Consider the following 25,667-nt stretch of genomic DNA (forward strand, 5'->3'; position numbering starts at 1 on the left):
GTGGACGCGGCGTACGACGCGGCCGGGTTGCTGCCCGCCTTCGGCGCCGTCAGCCCGTCGGGCGGATCGTGACGCTGCCGTCCCCGGTGGTGGCCTTGATGCGGTGCGGGCTGGCGGGGTCGCGCGGGACGGTGACGTCGGTGCTGCCGTCGCGTACGTCGGTGCTCACCCGGTACGGGGTCTTCGGCACCTCCAGCGTCAGGCCGCCGTCGCGGGTTTCCGCGGTGACCTCGTCCGGGGTTTCGGTGAAGCCCAGGTGCAGGCTGCCGTCGCCGAGCGCGGCGGTGACGCGGGTGGCGGTGAGGCCGGTCGCGCGGACGGAGCCGTCGCGGGCGTCGAGGTCGACGGGACCGGCCGCGCCGTCGATGCGTACGGAGCCGTCGCGGGCCTCGATGTTCAGGGGGCCGCCGGCGTCCGCGACCTCCACCGCGCCGTCGCCGCTCTTGATGTCGAGCCGGGTGTCGAAGCCGTTCGCCTCGATGCGGCCGTCGCTGCCGTCGATCTCGACGTCGAGGTGGCGCGGGACCTCGACGCGGTAGCGGGAGTCGCAGCTCACGACGACGCCGCTGCACGTGGTGCGGAAGTGCAGGGTGTCGCCGTCGACGGACCACTTGGTGCCGACCTCGCCGTTCCACTTCTCCGCCTTGAACCAGCGGGTGACGTCGATCTCGCCGCCCTCGCGGTCGACGGGCACCAGTTCCACGGCGGTGTCGTCGGCGTCGATCGTGAGGGTGGTGGCGTCGGCGCCGATGCGGAAGGTGCGGTGCTCGGCTTTGCCGTCGCCGACCGCCTGGGTGCAGGCGGTCGCGACGGCGGCGAGGGCCAGGGCGAGCGCGGGGGCGGCGAGGGCTGCGGGCTTCGGCTTCATGTCGTACGACGCTACGGACGCCCGCACCCGCACCCCATCCTGCGGGCCACCGGGCGCGGGTGGGGGTAACCCCCGGGTGGGCGGCGGGGCTTGCGGGGTGGGTGTAAGGGCTACGGGTCGGCGTCGACCTTGTCCTTGTGGGAGAGGCGGCCGTCGGTGAAGCAGAGGCGGTAGGACGGGTCGAGGGTGAAGGGGGTGGTGCGGTAGAGGACGCAGTCGTCGGTGCCGGGCGGGTCTGCGGGGGCGGTGGCGGGGCGGGTGTTGACGTCGGCCTCGTAGGCGGGGAGGCGGCGCTCGACGGCGTCGCGCGGCTGGCCGATGCGCAGCGAGTCGTATGTGCCGGAGTCGAGGACGGAGCGGTAGGAGGTGTAGAGGTCGACGCCGAAGAGGAGCATGCCGAGGACGATCGTGCCGACGACCGGGATCCAGATCGCGTCGAGGATGCCGCGGCGTACGCGGCGGCGCGCGGCGGCCAGTTCACGCTGGGCGGCGTACTCACGCGGCGGGGCGGGCGCGGCGCCGGGGGTGAGGGGGAGGCGCGCGGTGACGGCGAAGCCTCCGTCCACAGGCTGTGCACGGAGGGTGCCGCCGGCGAGGCGGACGCGCTCGTCGAGCCCGACGAGGCCGTAGCCGCCGGGTGTTTGTGATGCTTTCAGGGCTTTTGCGGTGCGCGGTGGCGGCGGGCCGTTGACGACGGAGACCTCCGCGTGGTCGCCGTCGCGGCGGAGGCGGACGGTCACGGGGGCGCCGGGGGCGTGCTTGGCGGCGTTGGTCAGCGCCTCCTGGACGACGCGGTGGATCGCCCGGTCGGCGACCGGCGGGAGGGGGGTGGGAGGGTCCTCGTCCGGGGACGCGTCGTGCGCGGCGGTTCGGTCGCCGCCTTCCTCGCGTACGAGCTCCACCTCCATCCCCGACGCGGTCGCCCGCCTGACCAGCTCCTCCACCCTGTCGTCCGCCGGGTGCACCGGCGCGCCCTCGTCGTCCTCGCGGAGCACGCCGATGACCTCGCGCAGCCGCTCGGTGGCCGCCGCCGCGGCCTCGCGGAGTTCGGCGGCCTCCTTGCGGGCGGGCTCGTCGAGGCCCGGGGAGACCTGGAGGGCGGCGGCGCGTACGGCGATGAGGGTCAGTTCGTGGCCGAGGGAGTCGTGCATGTCGCCGGCGATACGGGAGCGCTCGCGCAGCCGGGTGCGGTCGGCGGTCAGCTCCTGCTCGCGCTCCAGCCGCTCGGCCAGCTCCCAGCCTGTGCTGACGAGCGCGGCGTGCTGGCGCGCGTAGCGGCCGAGGAGCCACGGGAGCACCATCGCGAAGAGCGCGGTGAGCACGAGCGTCGCCCAGCCGCCGAACGTCGCGTCGGGCACGGCGCGGGCGAGCACGAGGCCGCCCGCGGCGATCGCGCAGAACAGCGCGAGCGCTCTGCGCGGGCGGTCCGTACGGCGGCCGAGGAGGAAGGAGAGGGCGACCTGGGCGAGGACGAACTGGTTGGTGAACAGCTCGGGCGTCGCGGCCAGCGCGAGGCCGGCGGGGATCGCAGCGGCGAGCAGGGGGCGGGAGCGGCTGACGGCGACCGCGAGGGCGAGGAGGGGGACGGCGGCGATACGTATCCAGCGCAGGTCGACGCCGGCGGCCTGCTCGGCGCCGGGGAGGCCGCCGGCGTAGACGGCGGGGAGGGTGAGGACGAGCCAGAGGAGCAGGTCGGCGGCGCGTTCGCTGCGCAGGAGGCGGCGGAGGGCGGCGGCCGGGGCGGGGCGGCCGGGGCGGTCGCCGTCGCGGTGGTCGCCGACCGGGGGGCCGCCCTCCGGGGGTTCGCTTGCGGGGCGGCTCGGGCGGAGGCGGTCGGGCAGCGTGCGACGCGGGGTGCCGGGCAGCCGGTCGGTGCCGGTCATGCGGCCACGGTACGGCGGGCGGGGACCGCCGGGCACCTGACGAAAGTCATGGGGAGGTCCTGACTTCCGTGCGCGGTGGCGCGCGGGCCGGATTTCTAGCGTGAACTGCATGAATGACGCGATCATCCACGCCGTCGAGGGCGTGGTCAGCACCCCGTGGGTGTACCTGGCGCTCTTCGGCATCGCCGCGCTGGACGGCTTCTTCCCGGTGGTCCCGAGCGAGACGCTGGTGATCACGCTCGGGGTGTTCGCCGCGGCCGACGGGCAGCCGGACGCGGTCCTGGTGGCGGTGGTGGCGGCCCTGGGGGCGCTGACCGGGGACCACATCTCGTACGCCATCGGGCGGCGGGCCGGGCCGCGGGTCTTCGACCGGCTGCGGCCGGGGAGCCGGGCGCAGCGGGCGTACGAGCGGGTGGGCCGGATGCTGGCGGAGCGGGGCGGGCTGGTGCTGGTCGTGGCGCGCTACATCCCGGGCGGCCGGACGGCGGCCACGCTCACGACGGGGGCGACGGGCTTTCCGCGCCGGACCTTCACGCGGTACGCGGCCGTCGCGGCGGTGACCTGGGCGGCGTACGGGACGACGCTCGGCTACGCCGGCGGCGCGGCCTTCGAGGACGAGCCGCTGCGCGGGGTGGCGCTGGGGCTGGGGCTCGCGTTCGGCATCACGCTGCTGCACGAGGGCGTACGAGCCCTCCGGCTGCGGCGACGCGCCGGCGGCGGCACGGGCGGGGATGCCCGCGCCGGCGACGCCGGAGGTTACGGCGAGCCCTGCGCCGGGGGTCCGGCGTCCTCGCCGGCCAGCCCCGCTTCGTAGGCGAGGATCGCGGCCTGGACCCGGTTCTTCAGCTCCAGGCGGGCCAGCACCTGGCTCACGTACGCCTTCACCGTGCCCTCCACCAGGTGCAGGCGGCCGGCTATCTCCGCGTTCGAAAGACCGGCACCGACGAGGGCCAGCACCTCGCGCTCCCGCGGGGTGAGCGCCGCGGCGCGCTCGCGCGCCTCCTTCTCCCGGGTCAGCCGGCCGCCGCTGACCCGCTGAATGACGCGGCGGGCGACGTGCGGCGAGAGGTACGAGGCGCCGCCCGCGGCGGCGCGGACGGCGGCCATCAGCTCGTACGGATCGCCGGACTTGAGCAGGAAGCCGGCGGCGCCGCTGTCGAGGGCGCCGGCGATGTACTCGTCCTCGGAGAACGTCGTGAGCATCACCACCGCCGTCCCCGGCGCGGCCCGGCGCAGCTCGGCGGCGGCGCCCAGGCCGTCGAGCACGGGCATGCGGATGTCGAGCAGGGCGACGTCGGGGCGGTGCCGCCGGGTCAGCTCGACGGCCTCGCGGCCGTCGCCGGCCTCGGCGACGACCTCGATGTCGGCCGCGGCGGCGAGGATGGCCCGCACCCCGCCGCGGACCATGGCCTCGTCATCGGCGAGCAGGACCCGGATCGGCTCCCGCCCGGACGCGCCCGGTCCTGACCTACCCGGTCCGGATGTGCCCGGTCCGGCCGGCGGGGGTGGCTGCGCTGTCATCTCCGGCTTCCCTACGGGCGCTTGGCGTCCGGCGCCGGGCCCGCGCCCAGCTCCCTGCTGCGGTCGCGGGCCGCTTCGATCGCCGCGATCAGCGCGGCCCGTACGCCGTGGTTCTCCAGCTCGCGGATCGCGTTGATCGTCGTGCCCGCGGGGGACGTGACCGCCTCGCGGAGCTTGACCGGGTGCTCGCCGCTGTCGCGCAGCATGACCGCCGCGCCGATCGCGGCCTGCACGATGAGGTCGTGGGCCTTCTCGCGCGGCAGGCCCAGGAGGATCCCGGCGTCGGTCATGGCCTCCACGAGGAAGTAGAAGTACGCCGGTCCTGAGCCGGACAGGGCGGTGGCGGCGTCCTGCTGCGCCTCGGGGACGCGCAGCGTCTTGCCGACGGGCTTGAAGATCTCCTCGGTCCGGGCCAGGTGCTGCTCCACGGCGTGCTTCCCCGCGGAGATGACGCACATCCCCTCGTCCACGAGCACCGGCGTGTTCGGCATGACGCGGACGACGGGGGCGCCCTCCGGCAGCCGCTCCTCGAAGAAGCCCGTGGGGATGCCGGCCGCGGCGGAGACGACGAGCCGGTCCGCCGGCACGTGCGGCGCGAGGTCGTCCAGCAGCGTGCCCATGTCCTGCGGCTTGACGGTGAGGATGAGGGTGTCGGCGCGCTTGGCTGCGTCGCCGTTCGAGACGGGCTCGACACCGTAGCGATGGCGCAGCTCCTCCGCGCGGTCCTGGCGGCGGGCGGTCACGAGCAGGTCGCCGGGCGACCAGCCGGCGCGGATCATGCCGGAGAGCAGCGCCTCGCCGATCTTTCCGGCGCCGAGTACGGCGACTTTCTGGGTCATGCGGTCCATCCTCGCACCGCCGCCCGACACCCCGCGAAGTTATCCACAGGCCGGACGGCCCGCAGGTCACGCCGTACGGCGCCGGAGCGTCACCGCGCCGAGGCCGAGCACCAGCACCGCGCTGCCGCCGACGACGGCGATGTCGCGGAGGAAGTCGCCGGTCACCTCCTCGTGGTCGAGGACCTGGTTCATGCCGTTCACGGCGTACGACATCGGCAGCGCGTTGGAGATCGCCTCCAGCACCGGCTGCATCGAGTCCCGGGGCGCGAACAGCCCGCACAGCAGCAACTGCGGGAAGATCACCGCGGGCAGGAACTGCACGGCCTGGAACTCGCTCGCCGCGAACGCCGACACGAACAGCCCGAGCGCCGTGCCCAGCAGCGCGTCCAGCAGCGCGACGACGAGCAGCAGCCAGGGCGACCCGGCGAAGCCGAGGTCGAGGACCCACACCGCGAGCCCCGCGGCCAGCGACGCCTGGACCGCGGCCAGGGCGCCGAAGGCGAGGGCGTAGCCGAGGATCATGTCGCCCTTGCCGAGAGGCATGGCGAGCAGCCGTTCCAGCGTGCCGGAGGTGCGCTCGCGCAGGGTGGCGATGGAGGTCACCAGGAACATGGTGATCAGCGGGAAGATGCCGAGCAGCGAGGCGCCGATGGAGTCGAAGGTGCGCTTGTCGCCGTCGAAGACCCCGTAGAGCAGCGTCATCATGACCAGCGGCACGCCCAGGATGAGGCCGATGGTGCGGCGGTCGTGGCCGAGTTGCCGCAGGACGCGGCGCGCGGTGGCGAGGGTGCGGGTGGCGTTCACGGGGCTGCGTCCTCGCAGTCCCCGTCCGGATCCCCGTCCGGATCCCCGTCCGGATCCCCGTCCGGATCCCCGTCCGGGTCTCCCTGCCGCCGCTCCCGCTGCCCGGCCGCCGCCACGAGCCGCAGGAACGCCTCCTCCACGGTCTCGCTGCCGACCCGCTCGCGCAGCCCGTCCGGGGTGTCGTCGGCGAGGATCCGGCCGGCGCGCATGAGCATCAGCCGCTGGCAGCGCTCCGCCTCGTCCATCACGTGCGACGAGACGAGCAGCGTGGCGCCGCGCTCCGCGGCGATCTCGTGGAACAGCCCCCACAGGTCGCGCCGCAGTACGGGGTCGAGGCCGACGGTCGGCTCGTCGAGCACCAGCAGTTCGGGACGGCCGAGGAGCGCGACGGCGAGGGAGACGCGGGCGAGCTGCCCGCCGGAGAGGCGGCCGGCGAGCCGGTCGCCCTCGCCGGTGAGGTCGACGTCGGCGAGGGCGCGGGCGACCTGGGTGCGGCGTTCTGCGCGCGGGGTGCCTGGTTCGAGGATGGCGGCGAAGTAGTCGAGGTTCTGCCGGGCGGTCAGGTCGCGGTAGACGGACGGCTCCTGCGTGACGTAGCCGATGCGGTGGCGCAGGCGGGCGGCGCCGGCGGGCGCGCCGAGCACGTCGAGGGTGCCGGTGACGCGGGCCTGGGTGCCGACGATGGCGCGCATGAGGGTGGTCTTGCCGCAACCTGAGGGGCCGAGGAGGCCGGTGACCTGGCCGCGCGGGACGTCGAAGTCGAGGTCGTGGAGCACGGTGGCCCCGCCGCGGACCACGGACAGCCCGCGGGCGTGGACGGCCCCCGGCCCGGTATTCACCATGCGTTGAACATCCTGGGGACCCGGAGCGCTGTCAAGGAACAGGGGCACCCGGCGAGCCGGGTGCCCCTGCGCCGTACGGACCGGAGCCCTCAGGCCCGTACGCGATCCGCCTCCGGCAGCCCGGCCGCCGTGTCCGCGGCCGCCGGCGCGCGCCGCGTCTCCTGCCGGAACAGGGCGCCCGGCCACCACGTCCACTTGCCCAGGTCGAGCGCCAGCGCCGGCACCATGACCGTGCGGATCAGGAACGTGTCCAGCAGCACGCCTACCCCGACCAGCACGCCCATCTGCGCCATCGTCACCAGCGGCAGCCCGGCGAAGACCGAGAACGTCGCGGCGAGCACGATCCCCGCCGACGTGATCACGCCGCCGGTCGACGTCAGGCCGGTGAGGACCCCCTTCGCGTGGCCGTGCAGCGCGACCTCCTCCCTGACCCGGGTCATGAGGAAGATGTTGTAGTCGATGCCGAGCGCGGTCAGGAACACGAAGCCCATCAGGGGGATGGACCAGTCGACCGCGGCGAAGTCGAAGACGTGGTCGAAGAGGAGGTACGACGCCCCCAGCGCGGCCACGTTCGACAGCACGGCGGTGGCGAGCAGCACAAGAGGTGCCACCAGCGCGCGGAGGAGCCCGATCAGCACCAGGAAGACCACCAGCAGCACGATCGGCACCACCACCCGCAGGTCGCGGTCCGCCGCCCGCTGGGTGTCCAGCGCCTCCGCCGTCGTGCCGCCGACGAGCGCGTCCGCGCCCTCGACTTCGCCCACCGCGGTGCGCAGGTCGTCGATGGTGTCCTTGGCCGCGTCGGAGTCGGGTTCGTCGTCGAGGGTGACGCGCAGGGCGGCGAGGTCGCCGGTGGTGTCGCCGTCGGTCACTCCCGCCACGCCGTCGACCTTCCCGACCGCGGCCCGTACGGCGTCCTTCGCATCCGCGTTGGTGACGATGTCGGCCGGGTCGGAGGCGCCGGAGGGGTAGTGCGCGGAGATGCGTTCCTGCGCGACGACCGACTCGGGCTTGTCCTGGAACAGTTCCGACTGCTTCAGACCGAAGTCCATGCCGACGACGCCGAACACAAGCAGAGCGGTGACGCCCAGCGACATCAGCCACGACCAGCGCGGCCGGCGCGCGACCGCGGCGCCGATCCGGGACCACACCGTGCGGTGCCCGTGCACCGGGGTGCCGTAGCGCGGTACGAACGGCCAGAAGACCCACCGGCCGACGATCACCAGCAGCGCCGGCAGCACCGTGACCAGCGCGAGGAACGCGCACACCGCGCCGACCGCGCCGACCAGGCCGAGGGAGCGGGAGGAGCTGATGTCGGCGAAGTACAGGCAGGACAGGCCGACGGCGATGGTCGCGGCGGAGGCCAGGATCGCGGGGAAGCAGCGGCGCAGCGCCAGTTGCATGGCCTCGTGGCGGTCCTCGTGGCGGTGCAGCTCCTCGCGGTAGCGGGCGATGAGCAGCAGCGCGTAGTCCGTACCGACGCCGAAGACGAGGACCATCAGGATCCCGGCCGCCTGCGGGTCGACGGGCAGGGAGGCGTGCTTGGCGAGGAGGTACGTGGCGGCCTGGGTGAGGACGGCGGCGAAGCCGACGGCCAGCACGGGGAAGAGCCACAGGACCGGGCTGCGGTACGTGATCAGCAGGAGGACGGTGACGACGGCCAGGGTCGCGAGCATCAGGGTCGCGTCGAGGGAGTCGAAGACGGCGACGGAGTCGGCGAGGGAGGCCGCCGGGCCGCCCACCTCCACGTCGACGCCGGGCGGGGCGCCGTCGGCGGCCACGTCGCGTACGTCCTCGATGGTGTCGGTGAGGTCTTCCTCGTCGGTGATCGGCACGAGGGTCATCAGCGCGCCGCCGTCGTCGGAGGGCACGGGCGGGGTGACCCGCTCGCCCGCGGCGACGTACGGGGCGAAGGCCCGTACGTCCGCCTCCGCCTTCTGCCGCCCGGCGTCCGTCATCGCGCCGTCCGGCACGCTGTAGACGGCGACGGCGGGCATGACCTCGTCCTCGGGATCGCCGCGGAACTTCTCCAGTTGCGTGTTCAGCTCGGCGGACTCGGCGCTGCGCGGCAGAAAGGCGTTGGGGCCGGTGTCCTCGACGTCGCCGAGCTTGCCGGCCAGCGGGCCGAGCGCGACCAACAGGAGTATCCAGGCGGCCAGTACCAGCCATTTCGTACGCCGTCCTCCGGGGGCAGCCACGAGCTGCTTGATCCGAGCGGACATGGGATGGTCTCCTTCTGAAAGAGGTGAGTCGGGCGCACGACTGACCCGCACCGCGGCCGCTGTGGTTTGCCGACCTGGCCGTGGCGCGGAAGTGTGCCGGGGATTGCTTCGTCCTCGTACGGGCCGGAAGTTGCCGCTTCCGGCCCGTACGCGTGCTGGTGCTATTCGATCTCGCGCATCATCTTCTCCATCGAGGAGATGGAGCGCCGCGCCTCGGTGAGTTCGTCGATGCTGCGGCGGTGGAGTTCGAGATTGTCCTCCAGCAACTGCTGGTATTTGATGGCCAACTGCCGGTACTGCTCCTCGCGGGCCGCGAGCATCTTGGCCCGCCAGGTGGCGGCGATCTGCCAGACCACCACGATCAGCAGCGCGAAGAACCCGGCGGCACCGACCGCGCCGACCACGGCACCGACCGTGTCGCCGCTGTCGGCGAGGTGCACCGTCTGCTCGTTCATGAGGCTTCCTCTTTCACCGTCTCGGGCTTCCCGGTGCCGGCCTTGTCCTTCCCGGGGGGCTCGCCTTCCGGCTCGCCGTCACCGTCGCCGAGGGTGCGGGCGACCTCCTCGATCAGCTCGGGAGTCAGCTCGTACCGGAACGGGACCACCTCGTAGAACTTCATCGCCTTGCCGTCCTCTGACAGCTCCAGCGAGCCGGTGATCAGGCCCGCGGCCTCCAGCCGCTGCAGGTGCATGTGCAGCAGCGGGCGGCTCATGCCGATCTCGCGGGCCAGCCGGCTGACGTAGTTCCGGCCCTCGTGGAGCGCGGCGACGATCCGCAGGCGGTGCGGATTGCCGAGCGCGGCGAGGACCTTGAGCAGTTCGTCTCCGGACGGGGCCGGAGCGGGCGTCCGTGCCATCTGCGGCCCCTTCGTGCGTCGGTGTGTAAGTCCAAGCTGACAGGTGTCACAACTACCTGTCAAAGAGTACTGACACATGTCCGGGTCGTCTGGGGGTGACCCCGGGCGGGCCTCAGGGTTTCCCCTGAGTGGCCCGGCGGGAGGCGAGGCCGAACAGGGCGAGCGCCACGAGCTGCGCCGCCGCCGCGCCGGCCGGGAGGGCGCCGCTGCCGTACGCGTCGAGGAGGACGCCGCCGGCCGCGCCGCCGGCGGCGACGCCGAGGTAGACAGCGCTGCTGTTGAGCGCGAGGGCCTGGGCGCCGGCCGGTCCCGCGAGACGCAGCAGCCGGGCGCTGGCGGCCGGCGGGATCCACCAGGCCGCCGCCGACCACAGCAGCAGCAGCGGCACCACCAGCACCAGCGGCGCGGGGCGCAGCGGCCAGCAGCCGACGAGCCCGACCATCACCAGCGCGAACGCCCCGCAGCCCATCAGCAGCGCGCGCTCCGCGCCCCACCGGTCGGCGGCGGGGCCGCCGAGCTGGCTGCCGGCGATGCCGGCGGCACCGGCCAGCACGAAGATCACGCCGAGCCCCGTGGGGCCGACGCCGGCGAGGTCGCGGAGGTAGACGGCGAGGTAGGTGACCACCATCAGGTTGCCGAGTACGGCGACGGCGGTGGCGGCGAGGCCGACGAGCAGCGCGGGGCGGGCCAGCAGGGTCAGCCGGTCGGCCAGCCGCAGGGCCTCGCCGCGGGGCGGCTCGGGCAGCGTCGCGTACAGGGCGGCGAGGGAGGCGACGCCGAGGAGGCCGCCGAGGACGAACGCGCCCTGCCAGCCGGCGACCGCGCCGACCCAGGTGCCGAGCGGGACGCCGAGCAGCAGCGACGTGGTCAGCCCGGCGAAGACGGTGCCCATGTAACGGCCCTGCCGCTCCGGCGGGGCGAGGGCCGCGGCGGCGCCGAGGGCGCCGGGCACCACGATGGCGGCGGCGAGCGCGGCGGCCACGCGCAGCGCCATGAGGACGGGGAACGAGGCGACGAGCGGCATGGCGAAGTTGGCGGCGGCGAACACCGCGAGGGCGGCGGTGAACAGGGGGCGGCGGGCCCAGGTCGCGGTGAGCACGGAGGCGACGGGAGCGGCGAGGGCGAGCACCAGGGAGAAGACGGTGACGAGTTGCCCGACCGCGGCCTCGGAGACGTCCAGGTCGTCGGCGATACCGGGGAGCACGCCCGCGACCAGGTAGTCGTCGGTGGAGAATGTGAACGTCGTCAGCGTGAGCGCGATCAGCCAGCCCGGCAGGGAGCGGCGGAGGGGGGATGCGGCCTTCTGCAGGGTGGGATTCTCGTCCATGCCGTTAAGGTAACAGTCGTTACCCTAACGGCGTCCACCGGTTTCCGGGCCCTGCGCGTACGTGCGCTCCATGGGTACGTACGCGGGTGTCCTGGCGACCCGTACCAGGAGTGCCATGCCCAGACCAGCCGACCCGGCCCGCAAGACCGCCCTGCTCGACTCGGTCGTCGACTACCTCGTGGACCACGGCCTCGCCACCCTCTCGATGCGGCCGCTGGCCAAGGAGCTGGGGCAGAGCACGCGGGTGCTCACGCACCACTTCGCCGACAAGGCCGACCTGCTGGCCGCCACGCTGACGCGGCTGGACGAGCGGCAGCGGGAGTGGCTGGCCGGGCTGCCCGGCGCGGACGGCGAGATGGGCATGGGCGAGGTCGTACGGGCCACGTGGGAGTACCACCTGACGCCCGAGCATCTGCCGCTCACCCGGCTCATCCACGAGATCGAGGGGCTCGCCGCCGGGGACCGGCTGGGCGGGGCGACGTCGCGGCTGCTGGCGGACCGGGTGGAGTTCGTCGCGGGCTGGTTCCGCGACCGGGGGGTGCCGGCGGAGGCGGCGACGGGCTACGCGACGCTGCTCAACGCGGCCTTCGCGGGCTTGCAGATCGACATGCTCAACACCGGCGACCGGGAGCGCACCACGGCGGCGGCGCACCGGCTGGCGGACCTGGCGGACGGATGGGTGGCGGCGTACGCGGGGGCGCGGGAGGGGGCGTAGGCGGCGCGGGGAATGCGGGGCCTGGAGCGCGTCAGCGGCGCTTCTTGCGCTTGCGCTTGGCGGGGTTGCCGGTACGGGACGAGCGGCGGCGCGCGTGCTGCTCCAGCCGGTGCTCGTAGTCCTGGCGCAGCATCCCCTCGCCCGGGGCCTCGACGAAGCTCCGCACCGTGTACGCCAGCAGCACGCCGACGAAGCCTATGACCCGGATCGGCCGCCACGAGCTGTCCGCGGGCCCGGCCTCGTGCGGGCGGCTGAAGCCGCCGAGGGTGCGGGTGAAGGCCAGCGAGCTGCAGACCGCGAAGGCGGCGACCATCAGCAGTTGGACGATGCCGCCGCTGTCGGCGAGCTGCAGGCCGTTGTACGACAGCGCCAGCACGAACGCGCCGCCGGCGGCCAGCACCAGGGCCAGGACGGCGACGCCGACGCGGCGGGCCCAGTAGCCGCGCGAGCGGTCGACCCAGGTGGTGCCGAAGAACCGCAGGGGCTCGGGCAGCGGCGCGCCTTCTTGGCTCTCGGACTGCTGGTTGTCGCTCACGCACCCGATTATCGCGGAGCCCTCCGCGGCGTGTCCCGCGCCCCTGGGGACGGGGCCGGAGGCCGCCCCCGGCGCCGCCGGAGTACGGGCGCGGCCGCGCCGCCGCGGGCAGGCCCCGCCGCTACGGGCGGGGCGGCGCCGCGGCGGGCCGCGCCGTGCTCAGCCCTCCAGCTTGGTGACGTCCCGGACCGCGCCCTTGTCGGCGCTGGTCGCCATCGCCGCGTACGCCCGCAGGGCGGTGGACACCTTGCGCTCGCGGTCCCTCGGCGCGTACCGCCCGCCGAGGGCCGCGCGGCGCTCGGCGAGGGTCTGCTCGCCGACCAGCAGCTCGATGCTGCGGTTCGGGATGTCGATACGGATCGGGTCGCCGTCCTCGACCAGCGCGATCACGCCGCCTGCCGCCGCCTCCGGGGAGGCGTGGCCGATGGACAGCCCCGACGTGCCGCCGGAGAAGCGGCCATCGGTGACCAGCGCGCACGCCTTGCCCAGGCCGCGGCCCTTCAGGAACGACGTCGGGTAGAGCATCTCCTGCATGCCGGGGCCGCCCTTGGGGCCCTCGTACCGGATGACGACGACGTCGCCCTCCCTGACCTGCTTGCCGAGGATCTTGTCGCACGCCTCCTCCTGCGACTCGCAGACGACGGCGAGGCCCTCGAAGGTGAGGATCGAGGCGTCGACGCCCGCGGTCTTCACCACGGCCCCGTCCGCCGCGATGTTGCCCTTGAGCACCGCGAGACCGCCGTCCTGCGAGTACGCGTGCTCCAGCGAGCGGATGCAGCCGCCCTCGGCGTCGGTGTCCAGGGACTCCCAGCGCTCGGACTGCGAGAACGCCGTGGCCGACCGCACGCAGCCGGGCGCCGCGTGCCACAGCTCGACGGCCTCGGGCGACGGGGAGCCGCCGCGGACGTCCCACCGCTTGAGCCAGTCTGCGAGCGAGTCGGCGTGCACCGCGTGCACGTCCTCGTTCAGCAGTCCCGCGCGGTACAGCTCGCCGAGGATGGCGGGGATGCCGCCCGCGCGGTGCACGTCCTCCATGTAGTACGTCCCGCCGGGGGCCACGTTCGGCGCGACCTTGGCCAGGCACGGCACCCGGCGGGAGACGGCGTCGATGTCCGCCAGCCCGTAGTCGAGGCCGGCCTCCTGGGCGGCGGCCAGCAGGTGCAGGATCGTGTTCGTGGAGCCGCCCATGGCGATGTCCAGGGCCATCGCGTTCTCGAAGGCGCTGCGGCTCGCCACGTTGCGCGGGAGGACCGTCTCGTCGTCCTGCTCGTAGTAGCGGGTGGTCAGCTCGACCACCGTGCGGCCCGCGGCCTCGTAGAGCGCCTTGCGGGCGGTGTGGGTGGCGAGCACCGACCCGTTGCCCGGCAGGGAGAGGCCCATGGCCTCGGTCAGGCAGTTCATCGAGTTGGCGGTGAACATGCCGGAACAGGAGCCGCAGGTGGGGCAGGCGTTCTCCTCGATGCGCAGCACGTCGGCGTCGGAGACGCTGTCGTTCGCCGCGTCCACCATGGCGTCGATCAGGTCGAGCTTGCGGACCGTGCCGTCCACGAGGGTGGCGCGGCCGGCCTCCATGGGGCCGCCGGAGACGAAGACCGTGGGGATGTTCAGCCGCAGGGCGGCCATGAGCATCCCGGGGGTGATCTTGTCGCAGTTGGAGATGCAGACCAGGGCGTCGGCGCAGTGCGCCTCCACCATGTACTCCACGGAATCGGCGATCAGGTCGCGCGAGGGCAGGCTGTAGAGCATCCCGCCGTGGCCCATGGCGATGCCGTCGTCCACCGCGATGGTGTCGAACTCGCGCGGCACCGCGCCGGCGGCCTTGACCGCCTCGGAGACGATGCGGCCGACGGGCGCCAGGTGCGTGTGCCCCGGGACGAACTCGGTGAAGCTGTTGGCGACCGCGACGACGGGCTTGCCGATGTCCTCGTTCGCTACGCCCGAGGCGCGCATGAGGGCGCGGGCGCCCGCCATGTTGCGGCCGTGGGTGACGGTACGGGACCTCAGCGCGGGCATGTTTCCCTCCCGGGGAAGCGGTACATCCGAGTCTTCGAGCCTACGCCCCCTGCCCACGGTCCGGACCGTTTGTCCACAGTCCGGACGGACCGGTCGTGCCGCCGCACCCCGCCTGTGGACAACTCCGGGCGGTGTCAGCGCGTCCCGCTACGTTAGGCGCATGGCTTCCCGAAAGAGCGGCGGCAGGGACCGCCCCGCGTACCGCTGCGCCGAGTGCGGCTGGTCCACCGTGAAGTGGCTCGGCCGCTGCCCCGAGTGCCAGGCGTGGGGCACGATCGAGGAGGTCGGCGCGCCCGCGGTCAGGACCACGGCCGCCGGCCGGGTCACGACGGCGGCGCTGCCCATCGCGCAGGTCGACGCCCGCCGTGTCGAGGCCCGCTCGACGGGCGTGCCGGAGCTGGACCGGGTGCTCGGCGGCGGGCTCGTGCCCGGCGCGGTGGTGCTGATGGCCGGCGAGCCCGGGGTGGGGAAGTCGACGCTGCTGCTCGACGTCGCCGCGAAGGCCGCGGTCGGCAGCGAGCGCACGCTGTACGTGACGGGAGAGGAGTCCGCCGGCCAGGTCCGGCTGCGGGCCGACCGGATCGGGGCGCTGAGCGACGGGCTGTATCTGGCCGCCGAGACCGACCTCGCCGCCGTCCTCGCGCACCTCGACGAGGTCAAGCCCGCCCTGCTGGTGCTGGACTCCGTGCAGACCGTCGCCTCCGGCGAGATCGACGGCGCCCCCGGCGGCATGGCCCAGGTCCGGGAGGTCGCGGGTGCGCTGATCCGGGCCTCCAAGGAGCGCGGGATGGCCACGATCCTCGTCGGCCACGTGACGAAGGACGGCGCCATCGCCGGCCCCCGCCTGCTGGAGCACCTGGTGGACGTCGTGCTGCACATCGAGGGCGACCGGCACGCCCGGCTGCGGCTGGTCCGCGGCATGAAGAACAGGTACGGCGCGACCGACGAGGTCGGCTGCTTCGAGCTGCACGACGAGGGCATCATCGGCCTCGCCGACCCCAGCGGCCTGTTCCTGACCCGCCGGGACGAGCCCGTGCCCGGCACCTGCCTGACGGTGACCCTGGAGGGCCGCAGGCCGCTGGTCGCGGAGGTGCAGGCGCTCACCGTCGACTCGCAGATCCCCTCCCCCCGGCGCACCACGTCCGGTCTTGAGACCTCCCGGGTCTCGATGATGCTCGCCGTGCTGGAGCAGCGCGGCGACATCCGCGCGCTGTCCAAGCGGGACATCTACAGCGCCACCGTCGGCGGGGTGAAGCTCTCCGAGCCGGCCGCCGACCTGGCCGTCGCGCTCGCGCTGGCCAGCGCCGCCAGCGACACCCCGCTGCCGAAGAACCTGGTCGCGATCGGCGAGGTGGGCCTCGCCGGCGAGGTGCGGCGGGTGACCGGGGTGGCCAGGCGGCTGGCGGAGGCGGCCCGGCTCGGGTTCACGCAGGCACTCGTACCGGCGGATCCGGGCAAGATCCCCACAGGCATGAAAGTCCGGGAAGTCGCGGACATAGGGGACGCGTTGCGCGCGCTGCCGGCCGGCCGGCGGCGCACCGGCGGGGGGGCCCGGGAGCCGGCCGGAGAAAGGGAGCCGAGGGAGTCCCGGCAGCCCGAGGAGGCGCGCCGGTAGACTTTGCCCCGGTCTCTTCCGTGCGAGGGGGCGCAGGGGGCTCGTGCGTGCGCCGCCCGGCGTACGCGTAGGGCACCGAAACGACGACCGGAGGATTCCGGAGGGTTCCAGTGGCAGCAGGCGACCGGGTGGGCGCCCCGGGCAGAGCCGGCGGCAGTTCCGGCTCCGATGCCGCGGTGAGGGCCGCGCTGAGCGCGGTCGCGCCCGGCACGGGGCTGCGTGACGGCCTGGAGCGGGTCCTCCGCGGCAACACGGGCGGGCTCATCGTGCTGGGCACGGACAAGATCATCGAGTCCATCTGCACCGGCGGCTTCGTGCTGGACGTCGAGTTCACCGCGACCCGGCTGCGGGAGCTGTGCAAGCTCGACGGCGCCGTGGTCCTCGACCAGGACATCACGCGGATCGAGCGCGCGGGCGTGCAGTTGCTGCCCGACGCCTCGATCCCCACCGAGGAGACGGGCACCCGCCACCGCACCGCGCAGCGGGTGTCGATCCAGAGTGGCTTCCCCGTCGTCTCCGTCAGCCAGTCGATGCGGCTCATCGCGCTGTACGTCGACGGCCAGCGGCGCGTGCTGGAGGACTCCGCCGCGATCCTCTCCCGGGCGAACCAGGCGCTGGCCACCCTGGAGCGGTACAAGCTCCGGCTGGACGAGGTCGCCGGCACGCTCTCCGCGCTGGAGATCGAGGACCTGGTGACGGTGCGGGACGTCTCCGCCGTCGCGCAGCGGCTGGAGATGGTGCGCCGGATCGCCACCGAGATCGCGGAGTACGTGGTCGAGCTGGGCACCGACGGCCGGCTGCTGTCCCTCCAGCTCGACGAGCTGATCGCGGGCGTCGAGCCGGAACGCCAGCTCGTCGTCAGGGACTACGTGCCGGAGCGCACCGGCCGCCGCCCGCACACCGTGGAGCGCGCGCTCACCGAGCTGGACCGGCTCGCCCACGGCGAGCTGCTCGAACTGCCCATCGTGGCCCGCTCGCTGGGCTATTCCGGGGTGCCCGAGACCCTGGACGCCGCGGTCTCGCCGCGGGGTTACCGGCTGCTGGCCAAGGTGCCGCGCATCCCCAGCGCCGTCATCGACCGGCTGGTGGAGCACTTCGGCGGGCTGCAGAAGCTGCTCGCCGCCAGCGTGGACGACCTGCAGACGGTCGACGGCGTGGGCGAGGCGCGGGCCCGCTCGGTGCGCGAGGGGCTGTCGCGGCTGGCGGAGTCGTCGATCCTGGAGCGCTACGTCTGACGCGAGCGGCGCGGGACCGCGGGACCGGGGCGTCAACGCCTCGCCGCGGAGCGCCTCATGAGGCGTACGGCGGTCAACGTCCCGTGCGCGGGGGCCTCATGGAGACGTACGCGGTCAAACGCGCCGTGCCCGAAGGGCACCGGCGAACGTACGGCCGGTCGACACGCCCGCCGCAGCGGGCGCCGTGCCGACCGCTACGCCTTCTCCAGCACGAACGGCGCCGTCGCCGCCGCGAAGCCGTCCGCGCTGACCTCCGCCTCGTAGCTCCCCGCGCCCGCCGTGCCCGCCTTCGGCGTCGCGCAGCGCGGCTCGCTCGCCCGCATGTCCCACTCGTACGTCCGCGAGACCTCGCTGCCCGCCGGCACCGCCAGCAGGATCGGGTCGGTCGTCCACGGGCAGTCGTCCGACGCCCACCACTGGCTCGCGCCGCCGCTCGCCGTCGAGATCGTGAGCACCGTCGAGGTCGGCGAGAAGTCCAGCTTGCAGTCGCGGTCGCCGGAGTTGACCGCGGTCAGCTCGAAGACCGGCCGCTTCCCCGGCGCGTACGAGCGCTCCTGGCTGCGCAGCGTCAGCTCCACGTCGTCCGCGGCGCACGCGGCCATGGCCGAGCCGGCCGGCACGCCGTCGGAGCCGACGCCGAAGCCGCCGCCCGCGGAGCCCGCGCCGCCCGACCCGGAGCCGCTGGCGGCGCCGCCGTCCTCTCCGTCGCCGTCGCCGGAGCCGCCGCCGTCACCGGAGCCGTCGGAGTCGCCCGAGCCCTCGGAGTCGCCGGAGCCGCCGCCGTCCTCGTCGCCTGAGCCGCCCGAGCCGCCGGAGCCTTCGGAGTCGCCCGAGCCACCGCCGTCCTCGTCGCGGCCCCCGGGCGGGTTGTCGATCACCGACGAGTCGTCCGTCGGGCCCGGAGTGATCGACTCCGCAGGGTTCTTGCCCTCGTTGGCGGCGTTCTCGCCGTCGCCCCCGAGGTTGATGACCAGAATCGCGAAGATCGCGAGCACGGCGAGCAGGCCGAGCAGGACCGCGCGGCGCCGCCAGTAGATGGCGGACGGCAGCGGACCGACAGGACGGCGGAAAGATCCCACGCGGAAACCTTACGAGACTTGGGGCGCAAGGCGGTCCCGTACCCGCCGCGCGGTCTGACTTTCGTCAGGGGAGCGTACTGACTTTCGCCGGAAGTGGTGAACCGAACACGCTTCGTACCGTCCGGACATGAACGACGAGTTGTACCGCGACGTCGCCTCCCTCGCCCGCCGCACCCCCGACTGGCTGCACGCGCTTGCCGAGTACGGCACGGACGCCGGACTGCTGTTGCTGGCCGCGCTGTTCGCCGCCGCGTGGTGGGCGGCGCCGCGGCGCGCGCCGGTCGTCGCGGGGGCGGTGGGCACGGTCGGGGCGTACGGGCTCAGCGAGTTGCTGAAGGCGTGGGTGGAACGGGAGCGGCCGTGCCGGGCGGTGCACGGGGCCGCGGCGCCGCTGGCGGACTGCCCGCCGCCGGGCGACTGGTCCTTCCCCAGCAACCACGCGACGATCGCCGGCGCCGCGGCCGTCGCGCTGGCGGTGGCGTGGCCGCGGATCACGGCGTGGGTGCTGCCGTTCGGCGTGCTGCTGGCGGCGTCGCGGGTCTTCGTCGGCGTGCACTACCCGCTCGACGTGGTGGCCGGCCTGGCACTGGGCGCGGCGGTCGCGGCGCCTTGCGCAGCCCTCGCGCGGGTACGGATCGGGGGTACCGGGGGCCGCCGGCGAAGGGTCACGGGCACTCCGACGGGTGCCACGTCCCCCATTGAGTGACAACGTCACCCGTGGGGGCGAAAGTCGCCGAAGTACGCCGATCCGTACGCGACTATGCGCCTACGTTCGCGGGGTGACGAGCAGCCCCGACCCCGAACCCGCCCGGCAGCCGCCGCCACCGCGCCCGCCCGAGCAGTACGAGCCCTACCTGGACGGCCTCTTCACCTACTGCATGTCGGTGCTGTGCGACCACGACGACGCCGTCGCCGCGCTCGGCGACGTTCTCGCGATCGCCGAACGCCAGCCGCGGCGACGGCCCGCGACGCCCGCCGAGTGGCGGCCCTGGTTGTACTCGCTGGCGCGTTGGGCCTGTGTGCGCCGCCTGGACCAGAAGCCCGGTCAGCGAGCGGCGCAGCGCGCGCTGCCCAGGCCCGGCCAGCGGCGGCCCGCCGCGGCGGCCGAGGAGAAGCGATCCGCCGGCGCGGCGGGCGCGGGCGCGGTGCCGGGGGCCGCTTCGGGGGCGGAGGCCGCCGCGGAAGCGGTATCCGCAGCCACGTCGGCAACAGCGCCGGAAGCCACCGCGGAAGCCGCCCCTGAGGCCGCCGCCCGCCTGCGCCGCCGCGAACTGGCCGCGCTCGCCTGGCCCGAGGCCGCCGGCACGACGCCCGAGCAGCGCGAGGCGCTGGAGTTGGCCGTACGCCACCGGCTGCCCGCCGAGGAAGTCGCCACCGTGCTCGGTCAGCATCCCGACGCCGCCCGCGTGCTGCTCTCCACCGCCGCCGCCGAGGTCGAAAGGACCAGGGCCGCGCTCGCCGTCGTCGACCAGCACGGCTGCCCCGCCATCGCCCGGCTCGCCGGCGACAGCCGGCTGTTCCTCAGCGCCGCCCTGAGCCGCGAGCTGGTCCGGCATGTCGACGACTGCGCCGAGTGCCGCCGCGCCGCCGAGCGCGCGGGTGCGGGCTGGGCCTGGCCGGGGACGCTGCGCGCCGCGCGGCCCGATGGACCGCTGCCGGTGCTGGAGGCGCCCCGCGCGGCGGCGTACGCGGCGATGCTGCTCGCCCAGCGCACCCGCTTCGTGCACGCCCCGCGCTTCGACCGCCGCGGCTACCCCCGCGACCCCCGGCACCGCGCCGCCCGCCGCGGCCGGCTGCGCTCCCGGGCGGTGACGTCGACGGTCGTGGCGACCGTCATCGCGGCGCCGGTGCTGGCGCTGTGGGCGGCGAACCGCGGCGCGCCCGCGCCCGGCGAGGCGCAGTCCGGCTGGCCGCCGCCGAGCGCGGACGCGGAGGAGCCGGAGTCGCTGGACGGCCGCCCGGTGGAGAAGGCCGGCAGCGCGCACGACGACTCCGGGCCGGGGTCGCGGGACGGCAATCACCCCGACGTGTCGGTGGAGGTCGTCGACCGCGGCCGCCCGACCCCTGGCCGGCCGGGGATGGGCCCGGGCCGGCTGACGGTGGCGGCGTGGCCGGCCGGGGAGACGACGTACCTGCGGCTGCGGGCGTCCGGCGGGGCGCCGGTCGACTGGCGGGTGGGGACGGACGCGGGGTGGCTGCGGTTCAGCGCGACGTACGGGACGCTGCGGCCGGGCGAGGCGGCGACGGTCGCGGTGGGGGTGGCGGAGGCGAGCGAACCGCGGACGGGCTGGCAGGCGCGGGTGTACGTGTCCCCGGGCGGGGCGGCGATCCTGATCACGGGCACAGGCAACGGCCGCCCGGGCCCGGGCGGGGGTGCGCCGGGCCCGTCCCGGCCACCGGCGCAGCACCCGCCGGACTCCCCGTCGCCGCCGGACCCCTCGGACCCGGGTCCGTCACCGTCCGATCCGGCCCCGTCGCCTTCGGAGCCCGATCCGTCACCGTCCGACCCGGGCCCGAGCCCGTCGGACCCCGACCCGTCCCCCTCGGACCCCGACCCCACGCCGACCGCGTCCGACACGGACCCGAGCGCACCGGACTCGTCTCCGGCGCAGGCGCCTGCGCGGGCCGGCTGACCGGCCCGGCGGCAGCCGGCACAGCGGAGGTGCGTCGCGCGGTGCGGGTGAGAGCTGGGCTGGACGTCCCGCCCGTCCCGCCGTCCGCAGGCTCCGGCCCACGTCCTCTCAGCCGCCCGGTCCAGCCTGCAGCCACCCGGGCCCCCGCCTCAAGCGCGCGCATCTCGGCCCGGCGCCCCGGCCGTCCCGCCCCGTACGGGCCCTCAGTCCGCCGGGTGTGGGGCCGGGAGGGGGGCATGCCGGGCTGCGGCCAGGCGTTCCTTGCAGAGTTCCGCGAGGCGGGCGTAGCCCTTCTCGCCCATCAGCTCCACCAGCTCGGGGCGGTACGACTCGTACACCGCCTGCCCCCCGCCGTGGGCCGACGGGGCCGAGGTGCACCACCAGTGGAGGTCGTGGCCACCCGGGCCCCAGCCGCGGCGGTCGTATTCGCCGATCGAGACCATCAGGACCTTGGTGTCGTCCGGGCGCGTGATCCACTCGTAGGAGCGGCGGACCGGCAACTGCCAGCAGACGTCCGGCTTGGTCTCCAGCGGCTCGCGGCCCTCGCGGAGCGCCAGCAGGTGCAGGGCGCAGCCCGTGCCGCCCGGGAAGCCGGCGCGGTTGTGGAAGACGCAGGCGCCGTCCACGCGGCGGGTCTTGCGCTCGCCGTCCTCGTCGGTCTCGGTCCAGCCGTCCGGGCCCCGGCCCTCGGCGTGGTGCTGCCACAGCTCCGGTGTGAGCCGGCGCACATGTCCTGCGACCCGTTTCTCGTCGTCCTTGTCGGAGAAGTGCGCGCCCAGCGTGCAGCAGCCGTCGTCGGGGCCCGCGGCGTCGATGCCGTGGCAGCCGCGGCCGAAGATGCACGACCAGCGGGACGTCAGCCACGTCAGGTCGCAGCGGAAGACCTGGTCGTCGTCCGCGGGGTCCGGAAACTCCACCCAGGCACGGGCGAAGTCGAGCCCGACCTCCTCCGACCGCGCGGCATTCTCGCGTACGACGCCCGAACCGGCTTGCGTTTTGCCCTGTTTCTTCCTCTTGCTCACGGGACCCAGCGTACGGCCGCGCGGCAAGGCGCTAGCGTTTCCCGTTATGCGACTCGGCGTTCTGGATGTGGGCTCGAACACGGTGCACCTGCTGGTGGTGGATGCGCACCCCGGTGCCCGGCCGCTGCCCGCCTACTCGCACAAGGCGGAACTGCGGCTCGCGGAACTCCTCGACGAGGAGGGCGCCATCGCCGACGACGGCGTCGAGCGGCTGATCGCCACGATTCACGAGGCCCTCCAGGTTTCGGAGGACAAGGGCGCAGAAGACGTGCTCCCGTTCGCCACCTCCGCGGTCCGCGAGGCGGCCAACGCCGAATCCGTGCTCGCGCGCGTCGCCGACGAGACCGGGGTGAAGCTCACCGTGCTCACCGGCGAGGAGGAGGCGCGGCTGACGTTCCTGGCCGCGCGCCGCTGGTTCGGCTGGTCGGCCGGGAAGCTGCTGGTCCTGGACATCGGCGGCGGGTCGCTGGAGATCGCGTACGGGATCGACGAGGACCCCGACAAGGCGGTGTCGCTGCCGCTCGGGGCCGGCCGGCTGACCACGGGCTGGCTGCCGGGGGACCCGCCCGACCCCGACGACGTACGGGCGCTGCGGCGGTACGTGCGCGCGCAGATTGCCCGGGTCGTCAGCGAGTTCAGCCGGCTCGGTGAGCCGGATCACGTGGTGGCGACGTCCAAGACGTACAAGCAGCTCGCACGGATCGCCGGCGCGGCCCGGTCCGCGGAGGGGCTGTACACGCACCGGGCGCTGTCGGCGAAGGCGCTGGAGGAGTGGGTGCCGCGGCTGGCGGCGATGCCCGCCGGGGAGCGGGCGGAACTGCCGGGGGTGTCGGAGGGCAGGGCGCGGCAGTTGCTCGCGGGTGCGCTGGTGGCGGAGGGGGCGATGGACCTGTTCGGGGTGGACACGGTGGAGATCTGCCCGTGGGCGCTGCGCGAGGGGGTCATCCTCAAGCGGCTGGACCAGTTGCCGTGACGGGGCGGGGCGCGGATGAGGCCGCGTACCCTGTCTCCGTGGCAGGAGCATCCCGTTACCGGACCGACGAGCACGGTGAAGCCGGGGAGACCGGCGCGTCGGACGGGCCCGGCGCGGCCGGCGTCGCGACCGGGGACGGCGTCGGCGGCGAGGCCGAGCCGCGGAGCGCGGAGCGCGGGGTCGCGGTGCCCGACGCGCGGGTGACCCTGTCCACCGCGTCCGTCTACCCCGAGTCCACCGCCACCGCCTTCGAGACCGCCGCCCGCCTCGGGTACGACGGCGTGGAGGTCATGGTCTGGACGGATCCCGTCAGCCAGGACATCGAGGCGCTGCGCCGCCTCTCCGACCACCACGGCGTGCCCGTCCTCGCCATCCACGCGCCGTGCCTGCTGATCACGCAGCGCGTCTGGTCGCGGGACCCGTGGGAGAAGCTGCGGCGCGCGCAGTCGGCCGCCGAGCGGCTCGGCGCGGAGACCGTCGTGGTGCACCCGCCGTTCCGCTGGCAGCGTGGGTACGCGCGCGAGTTCGTCCGCGGCATCTGGCGCATGGCCGACGAGACGGCGGTGCAGTTCGCGGTGGAGAACATGTACCCGTGGCGGTACCGCGAGAAGGAGATGCTCGCGTACGCGCCCGACTGGGACGTCACGAACGAGGACTACCGGCACCACACCCTGGACCTCTCGCACACCGCCACCGCCCGCAACGACGCGCTGGAGATGGCCGACCGCATGGGCGACCGGCTGTGCCACGTGCACCTGGCCGACGGCTCGGGGTCCGGCAAGGACGAGCACCTGGTGCCCGGGCGGGGCAACCAGCCGTGTGCCGAGATGCTGGAGCGGCTGGCGGCGCGCGGGTTCGGCGGGCAGGTCGTGGTGGAGATCAACACCCGGCGGGCGATGTCGGCGGCGGAGCGCGAGTCGGACCTCGCGGAGTCGCTGGCGTTCAGCCGGTTCAACCTCGCGGCGCCGGTCCCGCGCGGCGCGTCGTCGTGAGGGGCTTCGTGGTGGCGCCCGGGACATTCGTGCTGCCCGGGGAAGGTGCCGCCTCGTGACGCCGGAGAACGCCGCCGACCCTCCGAAACGCGGCCGGGGCCGCCCCCGCCGGGGCGCCGCCGAGGACGGGCCAGGCACCCGGGACCGGATACTGGCGCAGGCCCGTTCCGAGTTCGCCGCGCGCGGCTTCGAGAAGACGTCCATCCGCGGCATCGCCAAGTCCGCGGGCGTCGACCCGGCGCTGGTCCACCACTACTTCGGCACCAAGGAGCGGGTCTTCGAAGCGGCGCTGGAGATCACCTTCGCGCCCGCGATGGCGATACCGGACATCGTCGTCGACGGCCCGGTGGAGGGTGCGGGCGAGCGCATGACCCGCTACTTCTTCCGCGTCTGGGAGAACCGGCTCTCGCGCGAGCCTTTACTCGCCGTCATCCGCTCCGCCGTCAGCAACGAGACCGCGGCCGCCATCTTCCGCAGCATCGTCACGCGCAACCTGCTGCGCCGCATCACCCCGTCGCTGCCGCAGCCCGACGCCGAGATGCGCGCGGAGCTGGCGGTGGCGCAGCTCGTCGGGACGGCGATGCTGCGCTACATCATCCGGCTCGAACCGATGGCCTCGGCGGAACCCGAGGAGCTGATCCGCCGGCTCTCGCCGATCGTGCAGTACCACCTGATGGACGCGCCGCCCTCGCCGCCCGCACCGGCGCCGGGAAGCTGACGGGCTCAGCCGTCCCAGCGCTCCCCCGTCAGCCGCTCGTACGCCTCCACGTACTTCTCCCGCGTACGCTCCACCACCTCCGCGGGCAGCTCCGGCGGCGGCGCCTCGCCGTGCCGGTCCCAGCCGGACGCGCCGGACGTCAGCCAGTCGCGTACGTACTGCTTGTCGAAGGACGGCTGCGGCCGGCCCGGGCGCCAGCCGTCGATGGCCCAGTACCGCGAGGAGTCCGGCGTCAGCACCTCGTCGCCGAGGACCAGCTCGCCCTCGCCGATCGCGTCGCCGGTGTAGCCGAACTCGAACTTCGTGTCCGCCAGGATCAGCCCCCGCCCGCGCGCGAGGTCCCGCCCGCGCCCGTACACCTCCAGCGTCACCCGGCGCAGCTCCGCCGCGACCAGCGGGCCGACGCGGCGGACCACCTCGTCGTACGTGACGTTCTCGTCGTGCTCCCCCACCTCCGCCTTGGTCGCCGGGGTGAAGACGGGCGCGGGCAGCGCCGAGGCGTCGGTCAGGCCCGGCGGCAGCTCGACGCCGCAGACCGCACCGGAGGCCGCGTACTCCACGAGCCCCGAGCCCGCCAGATAGCCGCGGGCCACGCACTCCACCGGCACCATCCGCAGCCGCCGGCACACCAGGGCGCGCCCCGCCCAGTCGGCGGGGGCGCCCTCGGGCGGCTCGGTGGAGAGCACGTGGTGCGGCACGATCCCGGCGATCCGCTCGAACCACCACGTCGACAGCCGGGTCAGGATCCGGCCCTTGTCGGGGATCTCGGTGGGGAGCACCCAGTCGTACGCGGAGATCCGGTCGCTGGCGACCATCACCAGGCGGCCCTCGGCGTCCTCGTACAGGTCGCGGACCTTGCCGGTGTGCAGATGGACGAGGCCGGGGACTTCGACGGGCTGGGGCTTCTCCACGAAACCGGTCACGGAATCCTCCGGGGTTTGCCGATGCGACAACCGAATTGTCTCGCATCGGCGC

The 25,667-nt window shown here is 74.4% G+C and carries 25 protein-coding genes (1 of these 25 cut by a window edge); 10 read left to right on the forward strand and 15 right to left on the reverse strand.

The genetic code is table 11. The features are described from left to right. Positions 1-72, forward strand: the end of a protein-coding gene (trpS, locus tag CXR04_RS16155) for a tryptophan--tRNA ligase (protein ID WP_101423032.1). Its footprint begins 990 nt before the window's first position; 72 of the gene's 1,062 nt are visible here — the last part of the coding sequence; the start codon falls outside the window, past its left edge; the stop codon is at positions 70-72. Here the strand turns inward: trpS and CXR04_RS16160 are convergent. Both CXR04_RS16160 and CXR04_RS16165 read right to left on the reverse strand, forming a co-directional pair. After that, positions 50-868 (reverse strand): DUF4097 family beta strand repeat-containing protein, encoded by an 819-nt coding sequence (locus CXR04_RS16160; protein ID WP_101426404.1) that lies wholly within the window; start codon positions 866-868, stop codon positions 50-52. The two genes, trpS and CXR04_RS16160, sit on opposite strands and share 23 nt — an antisense overlap. Before the next feature lie 110 nt (positions 869-978). Further along, complete coding sequence (locus CXR04_RS16165) at positions 979-2,751, reverse strand: histidine kinase (RefSeq protein ID WP_101423034.1); 1,773 nt, start codon at positions 2,749-2,751, stop codon at positions 979-981. A gap of 109 nt (positions 2,752-2,860) precedes the next feature. Between CXR04_RS16165 and CXR04_RS16170 the strand changes: the two genes are divergently transcribed. Then, a complete protein-coding gene (locus tag CXR04_RS16170) occupies positions 2,861-3,565 on the forward strand; it encodes a DedA family protein (RefSeq protein WP_101426406.1) in 705 nt (234 codons plus the stop codon). Here the strand turns inward: CXR04_RS16170 and CXR04_RS16175 are convergent. The 8 genes from CXR04_RS16175 to CXR04_RS16210 form a co-directional block, all read right to left on the reverse strand. Beyond that, the gene (locus tag CXR04_RS16175; RefSeq protein ID WP_267898190.1) at positions 3,508-4,272 is read right to left on the reverse strand and encodes a response regulator; all 765 of its coding nucleotides are present in this window, start codon (positions 4,270-4,272) and stop codon (positions 3,508-3,510) included. The two genes, CXR04_RS16170 and CXR04_RS16175, sit on opposite strands and share 58 nt — an antisense overlap. A gap of 11 nt (positions 4,273-4,283) precedes the next feature. Then, positions 4,284-5,111: a pyrroline-5-carboxylate reductase gene (gene proC, locus CXR04_RS16180; protein ID WP_101423036.1), complete on the reverse strand. Its 828-nt coding sequence runs from the start codon at positions 5,109-5,111 to the stop codon at positions 4,284-4,286. Between the two features lie 66 nt (positions 5,112-5,177). Continuing rightward, positions 5,178-5,915 (reverse strand): ABC transporter permease, encoded by a 738-nt coding sequence (locus CXR04_RS16185; RefSeq protein WP_101423038.1) that lies wholly within the window; start codon positions 5,913-5,915, stop codon positions 5,178-5,180. Continuing rightward, on the reverse strand, positions 5,912-6,757 hold the full coding sequence (locus CXR04_RS16190; RefSeq protein WP_101423040.1) for an ABC transporter ATP-binding protein: 846 nt from the start codon (positions 6,755-6,757) through the stop codon (positions 5,912-5,914). The genes CXR04_RS16185 and CXR04_RS16190 overlap by 4 nt, the downstream gene beginning before the upstream one ends. A gap of 89 nt (positions 6,758-6,846) precedes the next feature. Further along, positions 6,847-8,979, reverse strand: a complete 2,133-nt coding sequence (locus CXR04_RS16195; RefSeq protein ID WP_101423042.1) for an MMPL family transporter — start codon at positions 8,977-8,979, stop codon at positions 6,847-6,849. A gap of 161 nt (positions 8,980-9,140) precedes the next feature. Beyond that, positions 9,141-9,434, reverse strand: a complete 294-nt coding sequence (locus CXR04_RS16200; protein WP_101423044.1) for a hypothetical protein — start codon at positions 9,432-9,434, stop codon at positions 9,141-9,143. After that, entirely contained in the window at positions 9,431-9,835 is a 405-nt protein-coding gene (locus CXR04_RS16205; protein ID WP_101423046.1) for an ArsR/SmtB family transcription factor, read from the reverse strand. Before CXR04_RS16205 ends, CXR04_RS16200 begins: the two co-directional genes overlap by 4 nt. Positions 9,836-9,947: 112 nt before the next feature. Further along, positions 9,948-11,162, reverse strand: a complete 1,215-nt coding sequence (locus CXR04_RS16210) for an MFS transporter (RefSeq protein WP_101423048.1) — start codon at positions 11,160-11,162, stop codon at positions 9,948-9,950. Positions 11,163-11,277: 115 nt separating this feature from the next. On the opposite strand from CXR04_RS16210, the gene CXR04_RS16215 reads away from it, so the two are divergent. Continuing rightward, entirely contained in the window at positions 11,278-11,877 is a 600-nt protein-coding gene (locus CXR04_RS16215) for a TetR/AcrR family transcriptional regulator (protein WP_101423050.1), read from the forward strand. A 31-nt stretch (positions 11,878-11,908) separates the two neighbouring features. Here the strand turns inward: CXR04_RS16215 and CXR04_RS16220 are convergent, their stop codons facing one another. Both CXR04_RS16220 and ilvD read right to left on the reverse strand, forming a co-directional pair. Continuing rightward, entirely contained in the window at positions 11,909-12,412 is a 504-nt protein-coding gene (locus tag CXR04_RS16220; protein ID WP_101423052.1) for a hypothetical protein, read from the reverse strand. A gap of 159 nt (positions 12,413-12,571) precedes the next feature. Next, positions 12,572-14,425, reverse strand: a complete 1,854-nt coding sequence (gene ilvD / locus CXR04_RS16225; RefSeq protein ID WP_101423054.1) for a dihydroxy-acid dehydratase — start codon at positions 14,423-14,425, stop codon at positions 12,572-12,574. 160 nt (positions 14,426-14,585) lie between these two features. Here ilvD and radA point away from each other — a divergent pair, with 160 nt between their 5' ends. Then, positions 14,586-16,040 (forward strand): DNA repair protein RadA, encoded by a 1,455-nt coding sequence (gene radA, locus CXR04_RS16230; protein ID WP_101423056.1) that lies wholly within the window; start codon positions 14,586-14,588, stop codon positions 16,038-16,040. A 110-nt stretch (positions 16,041-16,150) separates the two neighbouring features. Beyond that, positions 16,151-17,275, forward strand: coding sequence for a DNA integrity scanning diadenylate cyclase DisA (disA, locus tag CXR04_RS16235; protein ID WP_101423058.1), 1,125 nt, complete (start codon positions 16,151-16,153; stop codon positions 17,273-17,275). A gap of 194 nt (positions 17,276-17,469) precedes the next feature. Here disA and CXR04_RS16240 read toward each other — a convergent pair whose 3' ends face one another. Further along, positions 17,470-18,354 carry a hypothetical protein gene (locus CXR04_RS16240; RefSeq protein ID WP_101423060.1) on the reverse strand — a complete coding sequence of 295 codons (885 nt, stop codon included), beginning with the start codon at positions 18,352-18,354 and terminating at the stop codon, positions 17,470-17,472. Between the two features lie 127 nt (positions 18,355-18,481). On the opposite strand from CXR04_RS16240, the gene CXR04_RS16245 reads away from it, so the two are divergent. Continuing rightward, positions 18,482-19,060 carry a phosphatase PAP2 family protein gene (locus tag CXR04_RS16245; protein WP_101423062.1) on the forward strand — a complete coding sequence of 193 codons (579 nt, stop codon included), beginning with the start codon at positions 18,482-18,484 and terminating at the stop codon, positions 19,058-19,060. 73 nt (positions 19,061-19,133) lie between these two features. Further along, positions 19,134-20,987, forward strand: coding sequence for a sigma-70 family RNA polymerase sigma factor (locus CXR04_RS16250; protein WP_101423064.1), 1,854 nt, complete (start codon positions 19,134-19,136; stop codon positions 20,985-20,987). A gap of 203 nt (positions 20,988-21,190) precedes the next feature. On the opposite strand, the gene CXR04_RS16255 is transcribed toward CXR04_RS16250, so the two are convergent. Next, entirely contained in the window at positions 21,191-21,904 is a 714-nt protein-coding gene (locus tag CXR04_RS16255) for a hypothetical protein (protein ID WP_442802460.1), read from the reverse strand. A 151-nt stretch (positions 21,905-22,055) separates the two neighbouring features. Here CXR04_RS16255 and CXR04_RS16260 point away from each other — a divergent pair, with 151 nt between their 5' ends. From CXR04_RS16260 to CXR04_RS16270, 3 genes are all read left to right on the forward strand, one after another. Next, complete coding sequence (locus CXR04_RS16260) at positions 22,056-22,982, forward strand: Ppx/GppA phosphatase family protein (protein WP_199850472.1); 927 nt, start codon at positions 22,056-22,058, stop codon at positions 22,980-22,982. 185 nt (positions 22,983-23,167) lie between these two features. Then, the gene (locus CXR04_RS16265; protein ID WP_101426408.1) at positions 23,168-23,974 is read left to right on the forward strand and encodes a sugar phosphate isomerase/epimerase family protein; all 807 of its coding nucleotides are present in this window, start codon (positions 23,168-23,170) and stop codon (positions 23,972-23,974) included. Between the two features lie 55 nt (positions 23,975-24,029). Then, positions 24,030-24,692 (forward strand): TetR/AcrR family transcriptional regulator, encoded by a 663-nt coding sequence (locus tag CXR04_RS16270; protein ID WP_199850473.1) that lies wholly within the window; start codon positions 24,030-24,032, stop codon positions 24,690-24,692. A gap of 5 nt (positions 24,693-24,697) precedes the next feature. On the opposite strand, the gene CXR04_RS16275 is transcribed toward CXR04_RS16270, so the two are convergent. After that, on the reverse strand, positions 24,698-25,615 hold the full coding sequence (locus tag CXR04_RS16275; RefSeq protein ID WP_101423068.1) for a phosphoribosylaminoimidazolesuccinocarboxamide synthase: 918 nt from the start codon (positions 25,613-25,615) through the stop codon (positions 24,698-24,700). Between the last annotated feature and the right edge of the window lie 52 nt (positions 25,616-25,667).

The sequence above is a fragment of the Streptomyces sp. CMB-StM0423 genome (assembly GCF_002847285.1).
Classification (GTDB): Bacteria; Actinomycetota; Actinomycetes; order Streptomycetales; family Streptomycetaceae; genus Streptomyces.

Excerpts from the sequence above, each read along its gene's own strand:
- CXR04_RS16245 (WP_101423062.1), top strand. The coding sequence starts at position 18,482 with ATGAACGACGAGTTGTACCGCGACGTCGCCTCCCTCGCCCGCCGCACC.
- CXR04_RS16165 (WP_101423034.1), bottom strand. The coding sequence starts at position 2,751 with ATGACCGGCACCGACCGGCTGCCCGGCACCCCGCGTCGCACGCTGCCC.
- CXR04_RS16200 (WP_101423044.1), bottom strand. The coding sequence starts at position 9,434 with ATGAACGAGCAGACGGTGCACCTCGCCGACAGCGGCGACACGGTCGGT.
- CXR04_RS16260 (WP_199850472.1), top strand. The coding sequence starts at position 22,056 with ATGCGACTCGGCGTTCTGGATGTGGGCTCGAACACGGTGCACCTGCTG.
- CXR04_RS16170 (WP_101426406.1), top strand. The coding sequence starts at position 2,861 with ATGAATGACGCGATCATCCACGCCGTCGAGGGCGTGGTCAGCACCCCG.
- CXR04_RS16195 (WP_101423042.1), bottom strand. The coding sequence starts at position 8,979 with ATGTCCGCTCGGATCAAGCAGCTCGTGGCTGCCCCCGGAGGACGGCGT.
- CXR04_RS16205 (WP_101423046.1), bottom strand. The coding sequence starts at position 9,835 with ATGGCACGGACGCCCGCTCCGGCCCCGTCCGGAGACGAACTGCTCAAG.
- CXR04_RS16175 (WP_267898190.1), bottom strand. The coding sequence starts at position 4,272 with ATGACAGCGCAGCCACCCCCGCCGGCCGGACCGGGCACATCCGGACCG.
- CXR04_RS16190 (WP_101423040.1), bottom strand. The coding sequence starts at position 6,757 with ATGGTGAATACCGGGCCGGGGGCCGTCCACGCCCGCGGGCTGTCCGTG.
- CXR04_RS16215 (WP_101423050.1), top strand. The coding sequence starts at position 11,278 with ATGCCCAGACCAGCCGACCCGGCCCGCAAGACCGCCCTGCTCGACTCG.
- CXR04_RS16210 (WP_101423048.1), bottom strand. The coding sequence starts at position 11,162 with ATGGACGAGAATCCCACCCTGCAGAAGGCCGCATCCCCCCTCCGCCGC.
- ilvD (WP_101423054.1), bottom strand. The coding sequence starts at position 14,425 with ATGCCCGCGCTGAGGTCCCGTACCGTCACCCACGGCCGCAACATGGCG.
- radA (WP_101423056.1), top strand. The coding sequence starts at position 14,586 with ATGGCTTCCCGAAAGAGCGGCGGCAGGGACCGCCCCGCGTACCGCTGC.
- proC (WP_101423036.1), bottom strand. The coding sequence starts at position 5,111 with ATGACCCAGAAAGTCGCCGTACTCGGCGCCGGAAAGATCGGCGAGGCG.
- CXR04_RS16160 (WP_101426404.1), bottom strand. The coding sequence starts at position 868 with ATGAAGCCGAAGCCCGCAGCCCTCGCCGCCCCCGCGCTCGCCCTGGCC.